This window comes from Nigerium massiliense, from assembly GCF_000826085.1.
Lineage (GTDB): Bacteria > Actinomycetota > Actinomycetes > Propionibacteriales > Propionibacteriaceae > Propioniciclava > Propioniciclava massiliense.
In genome coordinates this window covers 938,337-956,887 of sequence record NZ_CCYM01000002.1, presented here as the reverse complement: position 1 = coordinate 956,887, position 18,551 = coordinate 938,337, and the positions used below count along the sequence as shown (strand labels likewise).

14 protein-coding genes and 2 pseudogenes are annotated in these 18,551 nt (G+C 68.6%); 9 read left to right on the top strand and 7 right to left on the bottom strand.

Annotated features, from left to right (window positions below):
* From alr to pdhA, 4 genes are all read right to left on the bottom strand, one after another.
* Positions 1-1,119, bottom strand: a complete 1,119-nt coding sequence (gene alr / locus BN1187_RS05845) for an alanine racemase (protein WP_052462348.1) — start codon at positions 1,117-1,119, stop codon at positions 1-3.
* Positions 1,120-1,134: 15 nt separating this feature from the next.
* Positions 1,135-2,547, bottom strand: a complete 1,413-nt coding sequence (locus BN1187_RS05840; RefSeq protein ID WP_218184596.1) for a dihydrolipoamide acetyltransferase family protein — start codon at positions 2,545-2,547, stop codon at positions 1,135-1,137.
* 78 nt (positions 2,548-2,625) lie between these two features.
* Positions 2,626-3,591: an alpha-ketoacid dehydrogenase subunit beta gene (locus BN1187_RS05835; RefSeq protein WP_040160146.1), complete on the bottom strand. Its 966-nt coding sequence runs from the start codon at positions 3,589-3,591 to the stop codon at positions 2,626-2,628.
* Positions 3,592-3,599: 8 nt separating this feature from the next.
* Positions 3,600-4,712, bottom strand: a complete 1,113-nt coding sequence (pdhA, locus tag BN1187_RS05830; protein ID WP_040159478.1) for a pyruvate dehydrogenase (acetyl-transferring) E1 component subunit alpha — start codon at positions 4,710-4,712, stop codon at positions 3,600-3,602.
* A 68-nt stretch (positions 4,713-4,780) separates the two neighbouring features.
* Between pdhA and BN1187_RS05825 the strand changes: the two genes are divergently transcribed.
* Both BN1187_RS05825 and BN1187_RS05820 read left to right on the top strand, forming a co-directional pair.
* Positions 4,781-5,380: an HAD-IA family hydrolase gene (locus BN1187_RS05825; RefSeq protein WP_040159476.1), complete on the top strand. Its 600-nt coding sequence runs from the start codon at positions 4,781-4,783 to the stop codon at positions 5,378-5,380.
* Between the two features lie 12 nt (positions 5,381-5,392).
* Positions 5,393-6,991 (top strand): hypothetical protein, encoded by a 1,599-nt coding sequence (locus BN1187_RS05820; RefSeq protein WP_052462347.1) that lies wholly within the window; start codon positions 5,393-5,395, stop codon positions 6,989-6,991.
* A gap of 84 nt (positions 6,992-7,075) precedes the next feature.
* Here the strand turns inward: BN1187_RS05820 and argF are convergent, their stop codons facing one another.
* A complete protein-coding gene (gene argF / locus BN1187_RS05815) occupies positions 7,076-8,077 on the bottom strand; it encodes an ornithine carbamoyltransferase (RefSeq protein ID WP_040159474.1) in 1,002 nt (333 codons plus the stop codon).
* Between the two features lie 57 nt (positions 8,078-8,134).
* Here argF and BN1187_RS05810 point away from each other — a divergent pair, with 57 nt between their 5' ends.
* The 5 genes from BN1187_RS05810 to BN1187_RS05790 all read left to right on the top strand — a co-directional run bounded on the left by BN1187_RS05810 (position 8,135) and on the right by BN1187_RS05790 (position 12,678).
* On the top strand, positions 8,135-8,515 hold the full coding sequence (locus tag BN1187_RS05810) for a phage holin family protein (RefSeq protein WP_040159472.1): 381 nt from the start codon (positions 8,135-8,137) through the stop codon (positions 8,513-8,515).
* A complete protein-coding gene (locus BN1187_RS05805; protein ID WP_052462346.1) occupies positions 8,512-8,985 on the top strand; it encodes a low molecular weight protein-tyrosine-phosphatase in 474 nt (157 codons plus the stop codon). Before BN1187_RS05810 ends, BN1187_RS05805 begins: the two co-directional genes overlap by 4 nt.
* Positions 8,986-8,994: 9 nt before the next feature.
* Positions 8,995-9,708, top strand: a complete 714-nt coding sequence (locus BN1187_RS05800) for a response regulator transcription factor (RefSeq protein ID WP_040159470.1) — start codon at positions 8,995-8,997, stop codon at positions 9,706-9,708.
* A complete protein-coding gene (locus tag BN1187_RS05795; protein ID WP_052462345.1) occupies positions 9,705-11,174 on the top strand; it encodes a sensor histidine kinase in 1,470 nt (489 codons plus the stop codon). Before BN1187_RS05800 ends, BN1187_RS05795 begins: the two co-directional genes overlap by 4 nt.
* A gap of 130 nt (positions 11,175-11,304) precedes the next feature.
* Entirely contained in the window at positions 11,305-12,678 is a 1,374-nt protein-coding gene (locus BN1187_RS05790) for a GntP family permease (protein ID WP_040159468.1), read from the top strand.
* 874 nt (positions 12,679-13,552) lie between these two features.
* Here the strand turns inward: BN1187_RS05790 and BN1187_RS05785 are convergent.
* Positions 13,553-13,705: pseudogene (locus BN1187_RS05785) on the bottom strand (response regulator transcription factor); the annotation flags it as partial.
* Positions 13,706-13,719: 14 nt separating this feature from the next.
* Here BN1187_RS05785 and BN1187_RS15190 point away from each other — a divergent pair.
* Both BN1187_RS15190 and BN1187_RS05780 read left to right on the top strand, forming a co-directional pair.
* Positions 13,720-13,890 (top strand): annotated as a pseudogene (locus BN1187_RS15190) (hypothetical protein); the annotation flags it as partial.
* Between the two features lie 99 nt (positions 13,891-13,989).
* The gene (locus BN1187_RS05780; protein ID WP_040159466.1) at positions 13,990-15,252 is read left to right on the top strand and encodes an ABC transporter permease; all 1,263 of its coding nucleotides are present in this window, start codon (positions 13,990-13,992) and stop codon (positions 15,250-15,252) included.
* Positions 15,253-15,944: 692 nt separating this feature from the next.
* Here the strand turns inward: BN1187_RS05780 and BN1187_RS05775 are convergent.
* Positions 15,945-18,551, bottom strand: coding sequence for a DUF3427 domain-containing protein (locus BN1187_RS05775; RefSeq protein ID WP_235750600.1), 2,607 nt, complete (start codon positions 18,549-18,551; stop codon positions 15,945-15,947).

Here is an 18,551-nt window from a genome sequence, read left to right as displayed (position 1 = left end):
TCAGTCGTCGGCGCGGCGGCTCACGCGTCCGGCCACCAGGCACGTCACCTCGTACGGGATGGTGCCCATCAGTTCAGCCAGTTCCAGCGCGGTGATCTCCTCGTCGCCGTCGCGGCCCAGCAGCGTCACCCGGTCGCCGACCCGGACGTCGGCGTCCGGGCCCGCGTCGATCATGGTCTGGTCCATGCACACCCGGCCCGCGATCGGGCACGACCTCCCACCGATCAGCACCCGGCCCCGGTTCGACAGCAGCCGTGAGTAGCCGTCGCCGTAGCCCACCGGCAGCGTGACGATCGTGGTGTCGCGCTCGGCCGTCCAGGTGCGGCCGTAGCCGACGGTCTCGCCGGCCCGGACGGTCTTCACGAACGACGCCACGGTCGTCCAGCTCAGGCCCGGGCGCAGCCGCACCGTCTTCTCGGTCTGCGCGTCGGGGTAGCTGCCGTAGATCATGATCCCGGGGCGCACCATGTCGAACCAGGCCTCCGGGTGCGCCAGCACGCCCGCGGACGCCGCCAGGTGCCGCAGCTCCACCGGGCCGCGCGCCGCCTCGATCTCCTCGGTCGCCCGCGTGAACCGCGCCACCTGCTCGGCGGTGAAGTCGTTGCCGGCCGGGACGTCCGAGACGGCTAGGTGCGAGAACACCCCGCCGAGCGTCAGCCCCGCCTCGTCGCAGCGCAGCGCCAGCGCGGCCGCGTCCTCGGGTTCGGCGCCGATGCGGCGCATGCCGGTGTCGATCTTGAGGTGGACGGCCGCCTCGTAGCGGCGGCGGCGCGCGGCGGCGGCGACCTGGTCGATCGTCGGGCCGTCCACGACGGTCAACGTGACGTCGGCGCGCAGGGCGGCCTCGATCTCCTCGTCGCCGAGCGCCTGGCTCAGCTTGAGGATCGGCAGCCCGATGCCGGCCTGGCGCAGCTCGAGCGCCTCGGGCATCGTCGCCACCCCCAACCAGTCGGCCAGCCCTTCCCGTTCGATGAGCCGGCTCACCGGCACCGCCCCGTGGCCGTACCCGTTCGCCTTCACCGCGGCGAGCACGGCGCGGTCCCCGACGCGGCGGCGGACGCCTTCGAGGTTGCGCCGGATGTTGCCCAGATGGGTGGTGGCGACCGTGGGATAGATCATGGGGAGTGTTCTACCTCAGAACAGCATGGACAGGCCCGGGTCGCGCAGCACGGTGGCCACGTCGGCGAGGAACCTCGAGGCCATCTCGCCGTCGAGGACGCGGTGGTCGATCGTCAGCGTGAGGGTGCAGATCGAGCGCGGCTCCATGCGCTCGTCCTCACCGGTGCCGACCACCCAGGGCCGCCGGGCGATCGTGCCCATGCACAGGATCGCGGCCTCGCCCGGGTTCAGGATCGGCGTGCCGCCCTCGATGCCGAAGACGCCCACGTTGGTGATCGTGAACGTGCCGTGGGCGCAGTCCGCCGGCGTGATGCGGCTCTCGCGCGCGGCCGCGACGATCGCGTTCAGCGCGGTCGCGAGCTCGACCAGGTTGAGGGTGTTGGCCCGCTTCACGTTCGGCACGACCAGGCCGCGCGCGGTGGCGGCGGCGATGCCGAGGTTGATGTCGCTGGGGACGACGATCTCCTGTCGCGCGGTGTCGAGGGACCCGTTGACCTCCGGGTGCCGGGCGATCGCCAGGCACACGGCCTTGGCCAGCACCAGGATCGGGGAGATGCGCAGCCCGCCGAACTCGGGGCGCTTCTTCAGCGCCTCGATCAGGGCGACGGTTTCGGTGACGTCGACGTCCAGCCACAGGGACGCCTGCGGCACCTCCACCGACGCCGACATGGACGCCACCATCTGCCGCCGGACGCCGCGCAGCGGGATGCGGCGCACCTCGCCCGGTCGCGGCCCGCCCCCGGCGGCGGCCGCGGCGACGTCGGCGTTCGTCACGGTCCCGTCGGGTCCCGTGCCGGTGACCGTCGCGAGATCGACGCCGAGGTCGCGGGCCAGCCGGCGCACGACGGGCTTGGCGAGCGGGCGGTGGCCGGACGCGTCGCGTCCCGCGGTGCGTTGCTCCAGCGAGCGCGGGTTGCCGGGCTCGGGCAGCGGCGGCTCGGTCGGCTCGTCCTCGACGCGGTGCGCCTCGGTGACGTCCTCGACGTGCCGCGAGACCGGCGTCTCGGTGGAGTAGGACTCGTGCACCTGTTCCCCCTCGGGGCCCTTCTGCAGCCCCGACGAGGAACGCGGACGCCGGCTCACCGGCGCCGCGGACGTCCCGTAGCCCACCAGCACGCTCCCGGACGCCGCGTCGCCCTGGTCCGCCGCCTCCGGACGGCCCTCGGGCTGAGCCTCCGCCGCCGCGGGCTCGTCCGGGGCATCGCCCGACCCGTCGTCGATCAGCAGGATCGGCTGGCCGACGGCCACGACGTCGCCCTCGGCGACCAGCTGCCGATGGACGACGCCGGCGTAGGGGCTGGGCAGCTCGACGAGCGACTTGGCGGTCTCGATCTCGATCATCGGGTCGTTGACCGCGACGTCCTGGCCGGGCTCGACGATCCACCGGACGATCTCGGCTTCGAGCAGGCCTTCTCCGGGATCGGGCAGGGTGCAGGTCTTCACGGGAACCTCATCTCTGGACGCCTCGCGTCGCGGGTCGTGAACGGTCGGGTCGGATCGGGAACATCAGGCGGCCATCGCGCGATCGACGGCGTCCAGGACGCGGTCGAGGTCGGGCAGGAACTTCGCCTCGACCTTGGCCGGCGGGTAGGGGATGTCGTAGCCGGTCACCCGCAGCACGGGCGACTCGAGGTGGTAGAAGCAGCGCTCCTGGATGCGCGCGGCCACCTCGGCGCCGAGCCCTCCGGAGCGGGACGCCTCATGGACGACGATCGCGCGCCCGGTGCGCTGCACCGACTCGATGATCGCCGCGTCGTCGAGCGGGGACAGCGAGCGCAGGTCGATGACCTCCAGGTCGCGACCCTCGTCCTGGGCGACGGCGGCGGCCTCGAGGCAGGTGCGCACGAGCGGTCCGTAGGTGAGCAGCGTGGCGTCCTCCCCTGTCTTGACGACGCGCGCCTGGTGCAGCGGCAGCGGCTCCAGTTCGGTGTCGACGACGCCCTTCTCGTGGTAGCGCCTCTTGGGCTCCAGAAAGATCACCGGGTCGTCCGAGGCGATGGCCTGCTGGATCATCCAGTAGGCGTCCAGCGGGTTCGACGGCGACACCACGGTCAGGCCGGGGGTGTGCGCGAAATAGGCCTCGGGCGACTCCGAGTGGTGCTCGATCGCCCCGATGCCGCCGCCGCAGGGGATGCGGACGACCACCGGCACCGACAGCCGTCCCATCGACCGGAACCGCAGGCGGGACAGCTGCGACGTGATCTGGTCGAACGCCGGCCAGACGAACCCGTCGAACTGGATCTCGACGACCGGCCGGTAACCGCGCAACGCCAGCCCGATGGCTGTCCCGACGATGCCCGACTCGGCCAGCGGCGAGTCGACCACCCGGTCGGGGCCGAAGTCGGCGAGCAGGCCCTCGGTGATGCGGAAGACGCCGCCGAGCTTGCCGATGTCCTCACCGGCCAGCAGCACCTTCGGGTCGGCCTCCAGGGCGCGCCGCAGCCCCGCGTTCAGCGCCTTGGCCATGGTCATCGTCGTGCTCACGCGGACACCTCCGGGTCGCTGAAGGACGCCTCGTAGGCGAGGTAGCCCGCCCGCTGTTCGGCGAGTGCCGCGGGGGTGTCGGCGTAGACGTTGGCGAACAGGTCTTCGAACCGTGGCTCGGGCAGCGCGGCGCAGCCCGCCCGCACCCGCTCGGCCAGCTCGTCCGCCTCCGCGGCCAGGTCGTTCTCGAACGCGTCGTCGAGGGCGTCCCGGTCGCGCAGGTAGAGGCGCACCCGCTCGATGGGGTCGCGCTCGCGCCACGACTGTTCCTCGGCGCGCTCGCGGTACTTCGTCGGGTCGTCGGAGGTGGTGTGCGCCCCCATCCGGTAGGTGAACGCCTCGATGAAGGTCGGGCCGTCGCCGCGGCGCGCGCGCTCCATCGCCCACTGCGTCACCGCCTGAACCGCCAGCACGTCGTTGCCGTCCACCCGGACGCCCGGGACGCCGAAGCCCTCCGAGCGGCGATACAGCGGGATCGTCGACTGCAGCGAGATGGGCTCCGAGATCGCCCACTGGTTGTTCTGGCAGAACAGGACGACCGGCGCCTTGTAGGACGCGGCGAACACGAACGACTCGCTCACGTCGCCCTGGCTGGTGGCGCCGTCGCCGAAGTAGACGATCGCGGCGCCGTTGTCGGCCGGGTCAGGGTTGCCGACGAGACCGTCGCGCTGCATGCCCATCGCCATGCCGACGGCGTGCAGCGTCTGCGTGCCGATGACGAAGCTGTACAGGTGGCATCGGGTGGCGCGGGAGTCCCAGTCGATCATCGCCGTCCCGCGGAACGTCTTGAGCATGTCGACCGGGTCGACGCCCAGCCCGAGCGCGACGGCGTGCTCGCGGTAGCTCGGCACCGCCTCGTCGGGCGCGCGCAGCACCGCGGCGGAACCGACCTGAGCCGCCTCCTGCCCGAGCGAGGACGCCCACAGCCCCAGCTCGCCCTTGCGCTGCAGCGCGGTCGCCTCGGTGTCGAAGCGGCGGGCCAGCACCATCTGGCGCAGCGCGGAGCGGACGGCGTCCTCGTCGCCGTCGTAGCTGAAGGTGGGGTGCTCGATCCGCCGGCCCTGCGGGGTCAGCAGCTGAACGAAGTCCTCGGCGGGCTCAGCGGTCATGACGGAACCCTAACCTACGCAACCGTAGGTAGCGAGCCCGGTCCACGGCCTTGGTTAGGCTGGCTCGCATGATCCGCTGCGTCGCGTTCGACTACGGCCAGGTGCTGGCCTCGCCCGAGAATCTGTTCACCGAGCCGGCCGAGCGGCTCCGCGTCGACCCGGAGGCCTACGAGAAGGCGTACTGGAACGGCCGGGGCGCCTACGACGAGGGCGGCAGCGACGCGTCCTATTGGAAGCCGCTGCTCACGAGTCTCGGCGTGGAGCCGCACCCCGAGACCATCCACATGATGGTCGAGCTCGACACCGAACTCTGGCTCCAGATGCGCCCCGAGGCCCGCAAGCTGATGCAGGACGTCCGGGCCGCCGGCTGCACGGTCGCCGTCGTCTCGAACGCGCCGTTCGTCCTCGACATGGGCTTCGCCAACGCCGACTTCGCCGAGGACGCCGACTACTGGTTCGTCTCGGCGTCCATGAACATGACGAAGCCGAACAAGGGCGTCTACCTGCGCGTCGAGGAGGTCACCGAGATCGCCCCCGAGGAGATCGCGTTCATCGACGACCGCCCCGAGAACGTGCAGGCCGCCCGCGAGCAGGGCTGGCGCGCGCACCTGTTCGTGAACGACGCCGACACCCGTGAGTGGCTCGAAGAGGTGGGCGTCCTCGCGTGACATACTGACGCGGTGACTTCCCCGATCTCGCGTCGAACACTCCTCGCGGGGGCTGCCGCCGGCACCGCTGTCTTCATCGCCGGGTGCTCCTCCACGAGCCAGTCTTCGTCCGCACCGCAGGCGCCGTCGACCGATCAGGGTCCGGCGAAGGTCGATCCGAACAAGCACGGCGTCTTCGTCAAGGCGCCCGCGGCCAACGTCACCGCCACCAGCGCGATCGGCATCAGCCAGGCGCTGCTGTCGGGCGCGACAGCAGCGGTCGTCCTGCCGGCGAAGGCGTCCGGTCAGTCCACGCCCTCCCCGAGCCCCAGCAGGTCGCCGCGCCACAGCGCGTCCCCGACTCCCAGCCCGAGCGGGTCGGCCACCCCGGGCAGCTCGGCGCAGGAGGAGACCGCGCTGGCCGTCGCGAAGGCGCTGGGCCTCCCGCTGTTCTACGACTCCCCCGAGCTGGCCGACGAGCTCAAGCGGCTGCAGACGCGCACGATCGTCAGCTACGGGCCGTCCATCGACGGCATCGAGAGCGTCCAGGGGCCGGCGTCCGCCGATCAGCTGCCGAAGCTGGAGGGCCTGCCCCGCACCCCCGACAAGACCGACCAGCTCGTCTTCGCCACCGGCGACCTGGACGCCGCCGAGCAGGCCACGCTGGCCGCCGCGGGCGCCGAGGTCACGAAGCTGAAGTCGGGGAACCCGGGCGAGTCGAAGGAGTCCGTCGCCAAGGCGAAGGCCGACACCGCGCCGGTGCTGGCCGTGGGCTCGGCATTCGGCACGGCCGACAAGCTGAACTCCCGCCTCGAGACGGCCCGCACGGTTCCCGAGCTCCCGGGCGGCGGCGTCGTCCCGTTCCCCGGCCGTCGCATGATCGCGCTGTACGGCCACCCCGAGACGCCCGCGCTCGGCATGATGGGCGAGCAGTCGCCCGAGAAGGCCGTCGAGCGCGTGAAGAAGTACGTCGACGAGTACCAGAAGCTGTGGCCGAACGACGACGTCATCGGCGCGTTCGAGATCATCGCCACCGTGGCGTCCGGCTCGCCCGGCAAGGACGGCAAGTACTCCTACCAGACCGCGATCGACAAGCTCACCCCGTGGCTCGACGTCGCCGAGAAGAACGACATCTACTGCGTCCTCGACCTGCAGCCCGGCCGCTCCGACTTCCTCACCCAGGCGAAGCAGTACGAGGAGCTCCTCAAGCGCAACTGGGTGGGGCTCGCGCTCGACCCGGAGTGGCGGCTCAAGCCCAACCAGAAGCACCTCGCCCAGATCGGCCAGGTCGGCATCGACGAGATCAACACTGTGGGCACCTGGCTCGCCGACCTCGTCCGCGACAACAAGCTGGCCCCGAAGGTGCTGACCCTGCACCAGTTCCAGGCGCGGATGATCGTCGGGCGCGAGCGGCTCGACACCTCCCGCGACGAGATCCAGTACCTCGTGCACGTCGACGGGCAGGGCACGCAGTCGATGAAGCAGGACACCTGGGGCGTCCTGAAGCAGCACCTGCCCGCCAACGTGGTCATGGGCTGGAAGAACTTCGTCGACGAGGACAAGCCCATGCTGACCCCGAAGCAGACGGTCGATCAGGTGCACCCGGCGCCGTACTTCATCAGCTACCAGTGACCCGGGCCTGACAAGGCACGAAGGCCGCCGGACGTCCCACGCGACGCCGGCGGCCTTGTCGTTCGTTCCAGGTGACGGACGCCCTCAGCGCCCGACGGTGGCGACCATCACGGCCTTGATCGAGTGCATGCGGTTCTCGGCCTGGTCGAAGACGATGGACGCCTTCGACTCGAACACCTCGTCGGTGACCTCGAGCTCGCGCATCCCGGTCATCTGGAAGACCTGGCGTCCGACCTCCGTCTCGAGGTTGTGGAACGCGGGCAGGCAGTGCATGAAGCGGGCGTCCGGGTTCTGCGTCATCTCCATGACGCGCGTGCTGACCTGGTAGGGCGCCAGGGCGCGGCAGCGCTCGGCCCACACGCCCTTGTCCTCCCCCATCGACACCCACACGTCGGTGTGGACGAAGTCCGCGCCACGGACGCCCTCGGCGAGGTCGTCGGTGATGGTGATGCGCGCGCCGGTGCGCTCGGCGAGCCGCTGCGCCCGGGCGACGAGGTCGGCGGCCGGCTGGAACGCACGCGGCGCCACGACGCGAACGTCGCTGCCCATGATCGCGCCCATCGTCAACAAGGAGTTGCCCATGTTGAACCGGGCGTCGCCCAGGAACGCGAAGCTGATGTCGTGGCCGTCCTTGCCGGACGCCTCCTGCATGGTGAACGCGTCGCACAGGCTCTGCGTGGGGTGCCACTCGTCGGTCAGCCCGTTCCACACCGGCACCGGCGAGTAGCGGCCCATCGTCTCGACGATCGCCTGGCGCGAGCCGCGGTACTCGATGCCGTCGAACATGCGGCCCAGCACCCGGACGGTGTCGGCGGCGGACTCCTTGTGGGAGATCTGCGAGCCGCTCGGGTCCATGTAGGTGACGTGCGCACCCTGCTGATGGGCGGCGACCTCGAACGCCGAGCGCGTCCGGGTGGACGTCTTCTCGAACAGCAGCGCGACGTTGAGACCCTCGAGGCGTCGGCGCTCGCGGCCCTCCCGGCGGGCGGTCTTCAACTCCCCGGTGAGCTCGACGAGCGAGCGCCACTCGTCCGGGGTGAAGTCCACCTCCTTGAGGAAGTGCCGGCCGTGCAGATCGATGGTCACGTCGAAGCCTTTCGGTACGGGTGGGTTTGATTTTGCCAGTCATGGGAGGATCGCCCCATGATCGTTCGCTTCTTAGTCAACGCCCTGGCCCTCGGGGTGGCGACGTGGCTGCTGCCCGGCATCACGCTGAGCGCGCAGTCGACGGAGCACAAGATTTTCGCGCTGCTGCTCACCGCCGCGATCTTCGGCGTGGTGAACAGCCTGGTCAAGCCGCTGTTCGTCTTCGTGACCTCGCCCGTCCTGCTGGTGACCATGGGGGTCTTCCTGCTCGTCATCAACGCCGCGTTGCTGATCCTGACGTCGTGGGTCGCGGGCAAGCTCGGCATCGGCTGGCACGTGGACGGCTTCTGGTCGGCCTTCCTGGGAGCCCTGTTGGTCTCGACCGTCAGCTTCCTCGCCAACTCGATGCTGGGACGCCGCGGACAGGAGCACCGATGAGTGACGTCAACGTCCTGTTCGTCTGCTGGGGCAACATCTGCCGCTCGCCGATCGCCGAGCGGGTGACGCAGAAGTACCTCGACGACGCGGGGCTGGACGGCGTCACCGTGACGTCCGCCGGGGTCAGCGACGAGGAGCACGGCGCCCCGATGGACCGCCGGGCCCGCGCCGTGCTGGAGAAGCACGGTTACGACGCCGGCCACCACCGCGCGCACCGCATCACCGCCGACGAGATCGCGGACGCCGACCTGATCGTCGCGGCCGAGCCGACGCACGCCGAGATGATCCGCGACCTCGCGCCGGAGGCAGACGTCGAGCTGTTCTCCGACTTCGACCCGGACGCCGAGCCGGGCTCCGGCATCCCCGATCCGTGGTACGGGGGGCCCGAGGGATTCGAGGACACTTTGCGCGCCGTGGAAGCTGCGATGCCCGGCGTGCTCGACCGCGTGCGCGCGCTGCAGGGGAAGTAGGCTGCGCTCATGCACATCCTCGTTGTCGACGACGATCAGGCCGTTCGCGATTCGCTGGCTCGCTCGCTGCAGTACAGCGGCTACGAAGTGGCCACCGCGTCCGACGGCGTCGAGGCGCTCGCCCACCTGTCCGCGCAGAAGGCCGCGGCCGTCGTCATGGACGTGATGATGCCGCGCCTCGACGGGCTGGAGACCACCCGCATGCTGCGGGCGTCCGGCAACGATGTGCCGATCCTGGTGCTGACCGCACGCGACGCCGTGGGCGACCGGGTCGACGGCCTGGACGCCGGCGCCGACGACTACATGACCAAGCCGTTCTCGCTGGACGAGCTGCTGGCCCGGCTGCGCGCCCTGACCCGCCGATCGAAGCCCGAGCCCACGGGCGACGGCGAGGGCAACGCCCAGGCCCCCGCGAGCCAGCTGCTCACGTTCGAGGGCCTGAGCCTCGACACCCAGACCCGCGAGGTGTCCCGCAACGGGCGCCGCATCTCGCTGACCCGCACCGAGTTCGCGCTGCTGCAGACGTTCCTGGAGAACCCGCGCCGGGTGCTCGAACGCAGTTGGCTGCTCAACGAGGTGTGGGGCTTCGACTTCCCCACCACCGCGAACTCGCTCGAGGTCTACATCGGCTACCTGCGCCGCAAGACCGAAGCCCCCGGTGAGCCCCGCCTCATCCACACCGTGCGCGGGATCGGCTACGTGCTGCGCGAGACGGCCCCGTGATCCGTTGGCTGCGCGCACGACTGACGGTTCGCAGCCGACCCCTTCAGGATCGTCTGACCATCGTCGTGGCCGCGGCCGTGGCTTCGGCGGTCGCTCTCACCGGCGCCGCTGCGTACTTCATCACGCTGTTGAGCGTCTACACCCAGCTCGACAACGAGCTGGTGGACGTCGCGGCCGTCACCTCGACGTGGCTGCAGCAGGACCTCGAGAACATGGGCGGCATCGATCCCAACGCGCTGCGGGCCGCCAACGTCACCGTGGAGTTGCTGCGCTCCGACGACCACGCCATCACCATGCCGGGCAACGACGGGCCGCGGCTGATGACCGGGCCCAGCGAGCTGCGGGTCGCGAAGCTGGGCTTCGGCTCATCCTCGCGCTCGGGCGTGAGCAACACCGGGCAGGCCTACCGCATCATCGCCGTCCCCCTGACCCAGACCCAGGACGCCCACTACGCGCTGGTGCTGGGGCGTCCGCTCGCGCCGACGCAGGCGATCATGCAGAGCATGCTGTACGCGCTGCTGACGTTCGGCGGCCTGGGCATCTGCCTGGCCGTCCTCGTCGGGTACCACATCGCGCGGAGCAGCATCCAGCCGGTCCGGGCGCTGTCGGAGGCCGTCGCGCACATCACCGCGACGAACAAGCTGACGCCGATCGAGGTGCACGGCACCGACGAGGTCGCCGATCTCGGCCGCGCGTTCAACCGCATGCTGAAGGCGTTGGATTCGTCCCGGGAGCGGCAGTCCCGGCTCATCGCGGACGCCGGCCACGAGCTGCGAACGCCGCTGACGTCCATGCGCACGAACACGGAGCTCCTCGTCGCCGACGAGAACAGCGGCATGCTGCCGCCCGGAGCGCGCGGGGAGATCCTGCGCGACGTGGCGGCCCAGCTGGGCGAGTTCACCACACTGGTCGGCGACCTGGTCGCGCTGTCGCGCGAGGACAGCGTCCAGGCGCACCCCGAGCCCATCGACTTCCGCGAGGTGGTGCTGAGCGCGCTGTCGCGGGTGAAGCGCCGCGGCCACGGCATCACGTGGGAGGTGGACGTCCAGCCGCTCTACCTCGTCGGCGAGCCGGACGCCCTCGAGCGCGCGGTGACGAATCTGCTGGACAACGCGGTGAAGTTCTCGCCGCCGAACGGCACGATCTGGGTCGAGCTCGACGGTGACCGGCTGCGCGTGGCCGACCAGGGCCCCGGCATCGCGGCGGAGGACCTTCCCCACGTCTTCGACCGGTTCTATCGCTCCGATCAGGCGCGGACGACCCCCGGCTCCGGGCTGGGCCTGTCGATCGTCGCGAAGACCGTCCAGGCGCACGGCGGCTGGGTGAAGGCCGGACGCGCCCCCGAGGGCGGCGCGGAGTTCCTGATGCGGCTGCCCGGGAGCACGACGCCCCCCGAAGAGTGGGACGACGCCCCCGGCGTCTCGCCGGACGACGCCCCCGGCGTCTCGCCGGACGAGGCGCCGTAGCCCCTGCTCCGGGACTCCGCTCGCGCGGACGGCGGCACGCGGGACGCCTTGAACGTTTCGTCACCTCCGCGCGCAGAAGCGAGTAACTTGCCGACTGCGGTCAACGCCGATCGCGTCCAAAGGAGTCCTCATGGTTGCCCTCCACACCGCCATCGCGATCGTGGTCGTCGTCTTCCTCATCATCAAGATGAAGATCGACCCGGTGATCTCGCTGATCATCGGCTCTCTCTACCTCGGCCTGGCCGCGGGCGTGGGCTTCGAGAAGACGGTCGAGGCCATCACGAAGGGCTTCGGGGACATCATGGCCAGCGTCGGCCTGCTGATCGGCTTCGGCGTCCTCATCGGGTCGCTGCTGCACGCCACCGGGGCGTTTGCGAAGATGGTCGAGGCGCTGTTGCGGTTCGTCGGGCCGAAACGCATCCCCTACGCGCTGACCGCGGCGCTGTCGACGATCTTCCCGTCCATCTACGTCGACGTGCAGGTGGTGCTCGCCGCGCCCGTCGCTCGGCAGTCCGCCCCGCACATGGGACGCAACGGCCTCGCGCTCATGGCCGGCGCGCTCGGCTGCGGCATCTTCTGCGGCTACGTGTTCGTCGTGCCCGGGCTGTCGGCGATCTCGATCGCGGGCCTGCTGGACATCCCGCTCGGGCAGTACCTGCTGTTCGGCATCGTCCTCGGGCCGCTCACCGCCCTGCTCACGACGTTCATCTTCAGCCGGATGCTCAAGCTCGGTTGGTGGGACGCGGCGAAGGACGAGGGCTCCGACAGCGGCGCGGTCAACGAGGACGAGGACGTCGAGGAACTCGAGGCGCACGACGAGGCCGCCGCGGAGACCGAGCCGAAGCGCAGCCCGTCGTTGTTCGTGTCGATGCTGCCGATTCTCGTGCCGCTGCTGATGATCGCGTTCGGCGCGTTCATGGAGTTGTTCAAGATGAACAACGAGGTCATCGACTTCTTCGGCAACGCGAACGTCGCCTTGTTCATCGGACTGCTCGGCGCGTACGGCCTGGCCCGCAAGTACGCCGGACTCGAGGCCACCGGCGAGGCATTCTCGAACGGTCTGCAGACCACCGGCGAGATTCTGTTGGTCACCGGCATCGGCGGCTCGCTCGGCGCCGTCATCAAGGCGACCGGGCTGGCGAAGGTGCTAGCTGGCCTGTTCAACGCGGACGCCGGCGCGCCGATCATCCTGAGCGTGCTGCTGGCCTGGTTCATCGCCGCGCTGCTGCACCTGGCCATCGGGTCTGTGTCCGTGGCGGCGATCACCGCGTCCGGCATCATCGCCCCGATCCTGGGGTCGATCAACGCCTCGCCGATCGCGATCGGTCTCGCCGTGGCGTCCGGGGCCATGTTCGCCCTGCAGGTCAACAGCAACTTCTTCTGGATGTTCAAGTCGCTGCTCGGCCTGACGACGCGGGGCAGCCTGAAGTCGATGACCACGGTGACGACCATCGCCTCGCTGATCTCGCTGCCGATGGTGATCGCCATCGCCTTGATCGCCTGAAGTGCGCCACGGCAGCATCGCCGCAGCACTCGCTACGGCAGCATCGCCGCAGCACTATCGGCACCCTGCGACCGGCAGGTCACCCCGGCGCCACCCCAGTCACCACCAGGTCACCCCGACGCCACCAGGTTCTCAGCGCGACCATCCCCGCCACAAACGAGGCCGCCGGGTCTCCACGAGGTCACTAAGTCGCCCTGACGTCACCAGGATCGCCCCCACGCCACCAGGGCTCTCCCGCCAGCCACCTCCACCCCCCTCGCGCGGGCGGGGACCGGAACCATAACGGGATTATCCTGCCACCAGCTGGCGCACCATTCGATGCATATGTCGCTGACAAGGCACATCACCACTAGCGCCGCCGCCGTCGAAAATCTGGTGACAGGATAATCCCGTTATGCTTCGATGCCCGAATGCCCTCGCCGGGCTTCAGCCTCGAGCGCGACCCCGCTCCGCGCTATCCACCGTGCAGCTGGCACTGTTCACACCTCGTCCCCGAGTTATCCACAACCATGTGCACAGGTGGGGATAATGACATCGCTGTAGTTTCTGCGGTAGGGTGCCGTCCGCCTCACGAGCGGAGCTGTCAGACGCAAGCCCAGATGTGACGTCGGGCGTCGAGGAGACCCCCCGCCGGCCGCCATCATCCGGGAGTGCTCACTGCTTCCCGGCTTGGCCGAGACCGCCGAGGGGCGGCCGTTGCCAAGCGCCGTGGCGCGCAGGTCTGCCGCGGCCCAAGACTCGGCCAGGACCGCCGTGTCACGGCTCGGATGCACCGCGTTTCGTCGCACAATCACAGGCGCCACGTGGCAAGCGTACTGAGACCCAGATGGAGGCCCCGACTCGCTCCAGAATGCTACTGAGCCTGGTCAGCCCGCTAAGGCCTCGCGCTGACCAGGCCAGCGTCATAGGCGACGATCACCAATTGCACCCGATCCCGAGCGTCGAGCTTGGTGAACAGGTGGCCGACGTGGCTCTTGACCGTCGTCTCAGCCATGAACAGCTGTTCGGCTATCTCCTGGTTCGTCAGCCACCCGTCGACAGATCCGGCGCGCGACGCTCTGGCACAGCGTCCGGACGGGTCTCATCGGTGGCGCGATCGGCACCGTTGTGGGCCACGCGGCCGGTGTTCCGCTGCTCGGCCTCGTCAAGCTCGGCACTCCCCTTCGCTTCCAGTTCGGCTGGCAGGCACTCCTGGTGCCTACGATCGTCGGTGTGGGCGCGTGCTTCCTTGCCTCGATCCAACCTGCCCGCCACGCGACGCGGATCGCTCCCCTGGCTGCGTTGCGGCCCGCAGATCCATCCACGAAGCGAATGAGTCGTCGCCGCGCCATCGGCGGACTCGTCTGCCTCGGGCTCGGTCTGCTCGGCGTGGCAGTAGGCGCGATCGTCCACCTGACCGAGGTCGCCGTCGTCGGCGGCCTGCTGAGCGTAGCGGGCGTGGCGCTCGCTGCTCCGGTCGTCTTCCCCGGGGTGGCGTCGGTGCTGGCCCCGTTGGGCGGCAGCCGTTCCGTGGACGTCGCTCGTACGATGCGCACCAATCCTCGCCGCGTTGGCGCGTCCGCGCTGGCCGTGTGGTTCGGTATCATGTTGGTCACTACGTTGCTGGTGGCGAGCGCGACCAGTGCTGCCACGCTCTCCCGAGCAGTCGACGAGGGGTCACCCACCGACGTCATCGTGACCCCGAGCGGTCCCGCCACGACCCTGGTGCAGCGGCTGTCCCTGGTGCCGTCGGTGGCGTCCGCCGCCCCGGTCAAGTCCGTGATGATCGACGCCACGATGGGGGGACGCACCCAACTGATCACCGTGGCCGCCTGGACGCCGGAACTGGCCTCGGTGCTGCGCGCAACAGCGACAGCCCCTCAGGCGGGCACCATTGGCCTGCCGCCGTCCAGCACCGCTTCCACGGGAGACGACGTCGTCCTCACGCGCCGCGGGGAGAACCTGACGCTCCGTGCCGTCGTGGCTCCCGGTGCCCCTGGAATGGGGATCGTCGATGCGCATGACTACTCCGCGCTTCGGGACAGCAGCGATCCGGCTGTGTGGGTGAAACTCAAGGCGGGCACCGACGAGCGAGCCGCCGTCGACACCATCCGCGAGGTTGCGGGCCCGGCGGCTCCGGTGAGCAGCCCCGCGATCCAACGCGCGGAGATCCTCGACCAGATGCGCGAGATCACCGTCGGCGCGTCCGTTCTCCTGGGAGCCATCATCCTGATCGCCCTTGCCGGAATGGCCAACACCCTCACTCTGGCGGTCATGGAGCGCACCCGCGAGTTCGGGCTCCTTCGAGCGCTGGGTGCCCTGCGGCGTCAGGTGGTGGGGATGGTGCTCACAGAGTCGGTGCTCACCACCGGCGCCGCCACCCTGCTCGGCCTCATCCTGGGAGTCTGCTTCGGCCTCGGCGGCGTCTTGGCGCTCCTCTCCGGCGAGCAGTTGCAGGTTGTGCCGACGATTCCCTGGCTGGGGCTACTCGGGACGGCGGTCGCGAGCATCCCGTGCGCGTTGGTGGCCGCTCTGGCGCCCGCTCGACGGGCAGCCTCGATCCCGCCGATCGCGGCGCTGGCAGGTTCGGAATAGTGGCCATCAGGACGACCTCCCGGCACACAGCGGGACGCGCGCACGCACGCTGTTGTCGAGAAGCCGGTGTGCCGGTTATTCACCACCTGATCGCCGCTGTTCACACGTCGTCCCCGAGTTATCCACAGGTGCATCCACAGCTGGGGATAATTACATGGCTGTAGTTCACGAGTCACCCCCGTTCGCCTCAGGTCGCCTGTTGTCCGACACCCGCCAAAATGCGACCTGGAGCTACATGATGCGACCAAATGACACTGGACGCCGTTATGAGACGGCAAAATGACGCCTGACTTGTCGCGTCAAGTATTCGATGGGGTCGCGAGCAGAGCCCGGGCGTCGTGGATGGTTCCTCGCTCGTGCGGTCGTCCCAGCCGGTTTTGGCGTGGTTGACTGGGCGGATGAAGCTGACCCTGCGCCCGCTCACGGTGGAGGACGCTGCCGTCATGGTAGAAAGTTCCGCAATTGGGTGATGCCGTTCGTTGATATTGTTTGGGACGACAACGACGGGCCGGCGTTGTTCGCCAGGGCCACGCACGTGGTGGACAACAGCGGTGTCCAGCTTTCTCGTAGCGCGCTGCGCAACCAATCAGCCACTACGGACTTGCGGGCTAGTTTCAAGTGACCCCAACCGCAACCCGGCCTATGTCCATGGGTCTGCCTCGCACAGCCCACCGACCCTCTGCGGATTCTTGTCAGAGCGCAATCATGGCGGTATCGGCGAAGAACTCGGCTGGCATGGCGTCGCGGAGCTTCCAGGTGATCGCGATGGGACGACTTCCCGAGTGACTCACGTACTGGACCGGACCCAAGTACGTGTACGGAGCCGTGCCAAGGTCGTTCTTCGCCTCCCGTCGCACGAAGAGCAACACAGTGCTACCACCCTCTAGGTAGCGGCGACCGGTGGGTGACTCGTCCGAGGTCGTCGACTGCGACTCCCAATGGAACATGGTGGGACTGATCGGGTAGTCCCTGTACATCGTCGAGGGTGAGAAGTCAGCCTCAGACTTCTTCAACGTGACGAAGAGTGCGTCCACGTTTTTTCCGTTGACGTCGACGTTTAACACGCCTTCTCGGAAGTTGCTCGGGACCCGTGCCAGAGACGCATGGCCGAGCGCGGCGAGGATCTCCTCTCGTTGGTAGCTGCCGTGCAAAGCGAGTTCGAGCCCTAAATCGCGATGAGGATGAGTGAGCTGACGAGACTGGTCAAAACACAGTTCCACAATGGCACGGATGTCGTCGCGCACGTACATCAGGTCCGCTAGATGCCCGAGACCATCGTCGATGGAATGGAACCCGCCGCCGTTCGGCCACAGGGAGAAGAACATCATCCTGCGAAAGGCATCGTTCACTAGAGCCTGGGGATTAGCCAGGAGTTGGCGATAGGCCCGTGCCCGATCCGAATCGTCGACGTGCGCGAAGGCACGGACGCGCCTGAGCAGTACCTCCTCCCGCGGGTTGAGCTCAGCGTCCAGCACGTCACCGTCGATCCGGAGTTTGGTCCACGACTTCTTGTTGGTCACTACCTGAGCAAGGTCTGCACCGCTGTCGCCCAGGAAACGCGCCAGGTCGTTCGTAGGGTGAGCGCGGAGCTCGCGAACCAGATCGCTCCATCTCAGCCGGACGAAGCGACGCACGTTAGCGAGCACAGCATCCTGGGCGGCCTCGTCCAGGATAATCTGAGAACCCGACGGGAGCGACGGAAACCCACGCTCAAGCTGCCGCTCGAGTCCGCGCCGCGTGGCACCGGTGAGCGATCGAAACCTGAGATCCCAACGAAACTCCTGACGGTTCAGTCCCACGAAGTCGAGCACAGTCAGCACATCCTTGCCGGGAGCTAGGCGCAAACCGCGGCCCAGCTGCTGCAGGAACAGGGTGGGACTCTCTGTCGGCCGGAGGAACAGGATCGTGTCGACCTCTGGAATGTCGAGCCCCTCGTTGAAGAGGTCCGCTGCAAAGAGTGCTACGAGGGTCCCCTCGCGCAAGGCCGCGATCGCTTGGCTTCTTTCCTCGACGGGAGTGCGACCGCTGACGGCACGAGCCGGCAACCCAGCCGCCTCAAAGACCTGCGCCATGTACTCGGCATGGCTCACGCTCACGCAGAACCCCAACGCGCGCATGTGTCTGGGCTGCGTGATCTTGTCTCTTACCTGCTCGATGACCAGAGCAGCTCGACCGGAGTTGCCCGTGTAGAGATTGGAGAGGGCTCCTTCGTCATAGCGACCCCGCTCCCATTTGATATGGGAAAGATCGGTGTTGTCGCTCACACCGAAGTAGTGGAACGGGCTCAGCAGGCCAGCGTTGATCGCGTCCCACAGTCGCAGTTCAGCGGCGGTCCTTCCTTCAAAGTAGCGTCGAACATCACCGCCGTCGCCCCGTTCTGGAGTCGCAGTCAGCCCAAGGAGCTCCTTGGGCTGCAGGTGGTTCAACAGGGACCGATAGCTTGCGGCTTCGGCATGATGAAACTCGTCGATCACCACACAATCGAACGCCCCTGCGGGAATATTCTCGACGCCGTAACTCGCCAGCGACTGCACGGACGCGAAGACATGGTTCCAACGCTCCGGACGCGCACCGTCGTAGTACATCTCGCCGAAGGCTCCGTCGCGCAGGACCTCCCGATACGTGCGTAGGGACTGCTGCAGGATTTCCCTTCGGTGCGCTACAAAGAGCAGCGATGGCCTCTCCCCAGCGGCCACCAACCTTGCATAGTCCAGAGCCGCCATGACCGCCTTTCCGGTGCCTGTGGCGGCCACCACTAAGTTGCGGTGGCGCCCGTGTACGTCCCGCTCTGCCGCGAGCGCATCCAAGATCGCCTGCTGGTACGGGTACGGGCGTACGGCGAGCCCGGAGACCAAGGCGGGAGCACTCCCCAGTGTGACGCCCTTCGCTTGAGCAAGGGCGTCATCGAGCCGATCCCTGTCTCGATCAGGGTCGTACGGTTCAAACTGGTCTGAATTCCAATAGCTCTCGAATGAAGCTCGAAACTTGTCGAGCAACATGGGAGTTGCGGCCTGGGACAGGCGGACGTTCCACTCGATCCCATCGAGAAGCGCCGCTCGCGACAGGTTGGAGGAGCCGACGTATCCGGTGTGAAAACCGGACTTGCGATCAAATAGCCACGCCTTCGCATGGAGTCGGGTGCGTCGTGCCTCATATTGCACCCGGACCTCAGCTCCGTAGTCGCTCACAAGCCGATCCAGGGCTGCCCGCTCGGTTCCGCCAAGATACGTGGTCGTCACGACGCGAAAACGGGCCCCGCGATCGCGCAGCCGCCCAAGCTCGGCTTCAAGGATGCGCAA

Bases quoted from the DNA above. Each gene is read 5' to 3' on its own strand.
- pdhA (WP_040159478.1), bottom strand. From the start codon at position 4,712: ATGACCGCTGAGCCCGCCGAGGACTTCGTTCAGCTGCTGACCCCGCAG.
- BN1187_RS05825 (WP_040159476.1), top strand. From the start codon at position 4,781: ATGATCCGCTGCGTCGCGTTCGACTACGGCCAGGTGCTGGCCTCGCCC.
- BN1187_RS05835 (WP_040160146.1), bottom strand. From the start codon at position 3,591: ATGACCATGGCCAAGGCGCTGAACGCGGGGCTGCGGCGCGCCCTGGAG.
- alr (WP_052462348.1), bottom strand. From the start codon at position 1,119: ATGATCTATCCCACGGTCGCCACCACCCATCTGGGCAACATCCGGCGC.
- BN1187_RS05790 (WP_040159468.1), top strand. From the start codon at position 11,305: ATGGTTGCCCTCCACACCGCCATCGCGATCGTGGTCGTCGTCTTCCTC.
- BN1187_RS05805 (WP_052462346.1), top strand. From the start codon at position 8,512: ATGAGTGACGTCAACGTCCTGTTCGTCTGCTGGGGCAACATCTGCCGC.
- BN1187_RS05800 (WP_040159470.1), top strand. From the start codon at position 8,995: ATGCACATCCTCGTTGTCGACGACGATCAGGCCGTTCGCGATTCGCTG.
- BN1187_RS05780 (WP_040159466.1), top strand. From the start codon at position 13,990: ATGAGTCGTCGCCGCGCCATCGGCGGACTCGTCTGCCTCGGGCTCGGT.
- BN1187_RS05810 (WP_040159472.1), top strand. From the start codon at position 8,135: ATGATCGTTCGCTTCTTAGTCAACGCCCTGGCCCTCGGGGTGGCGACG.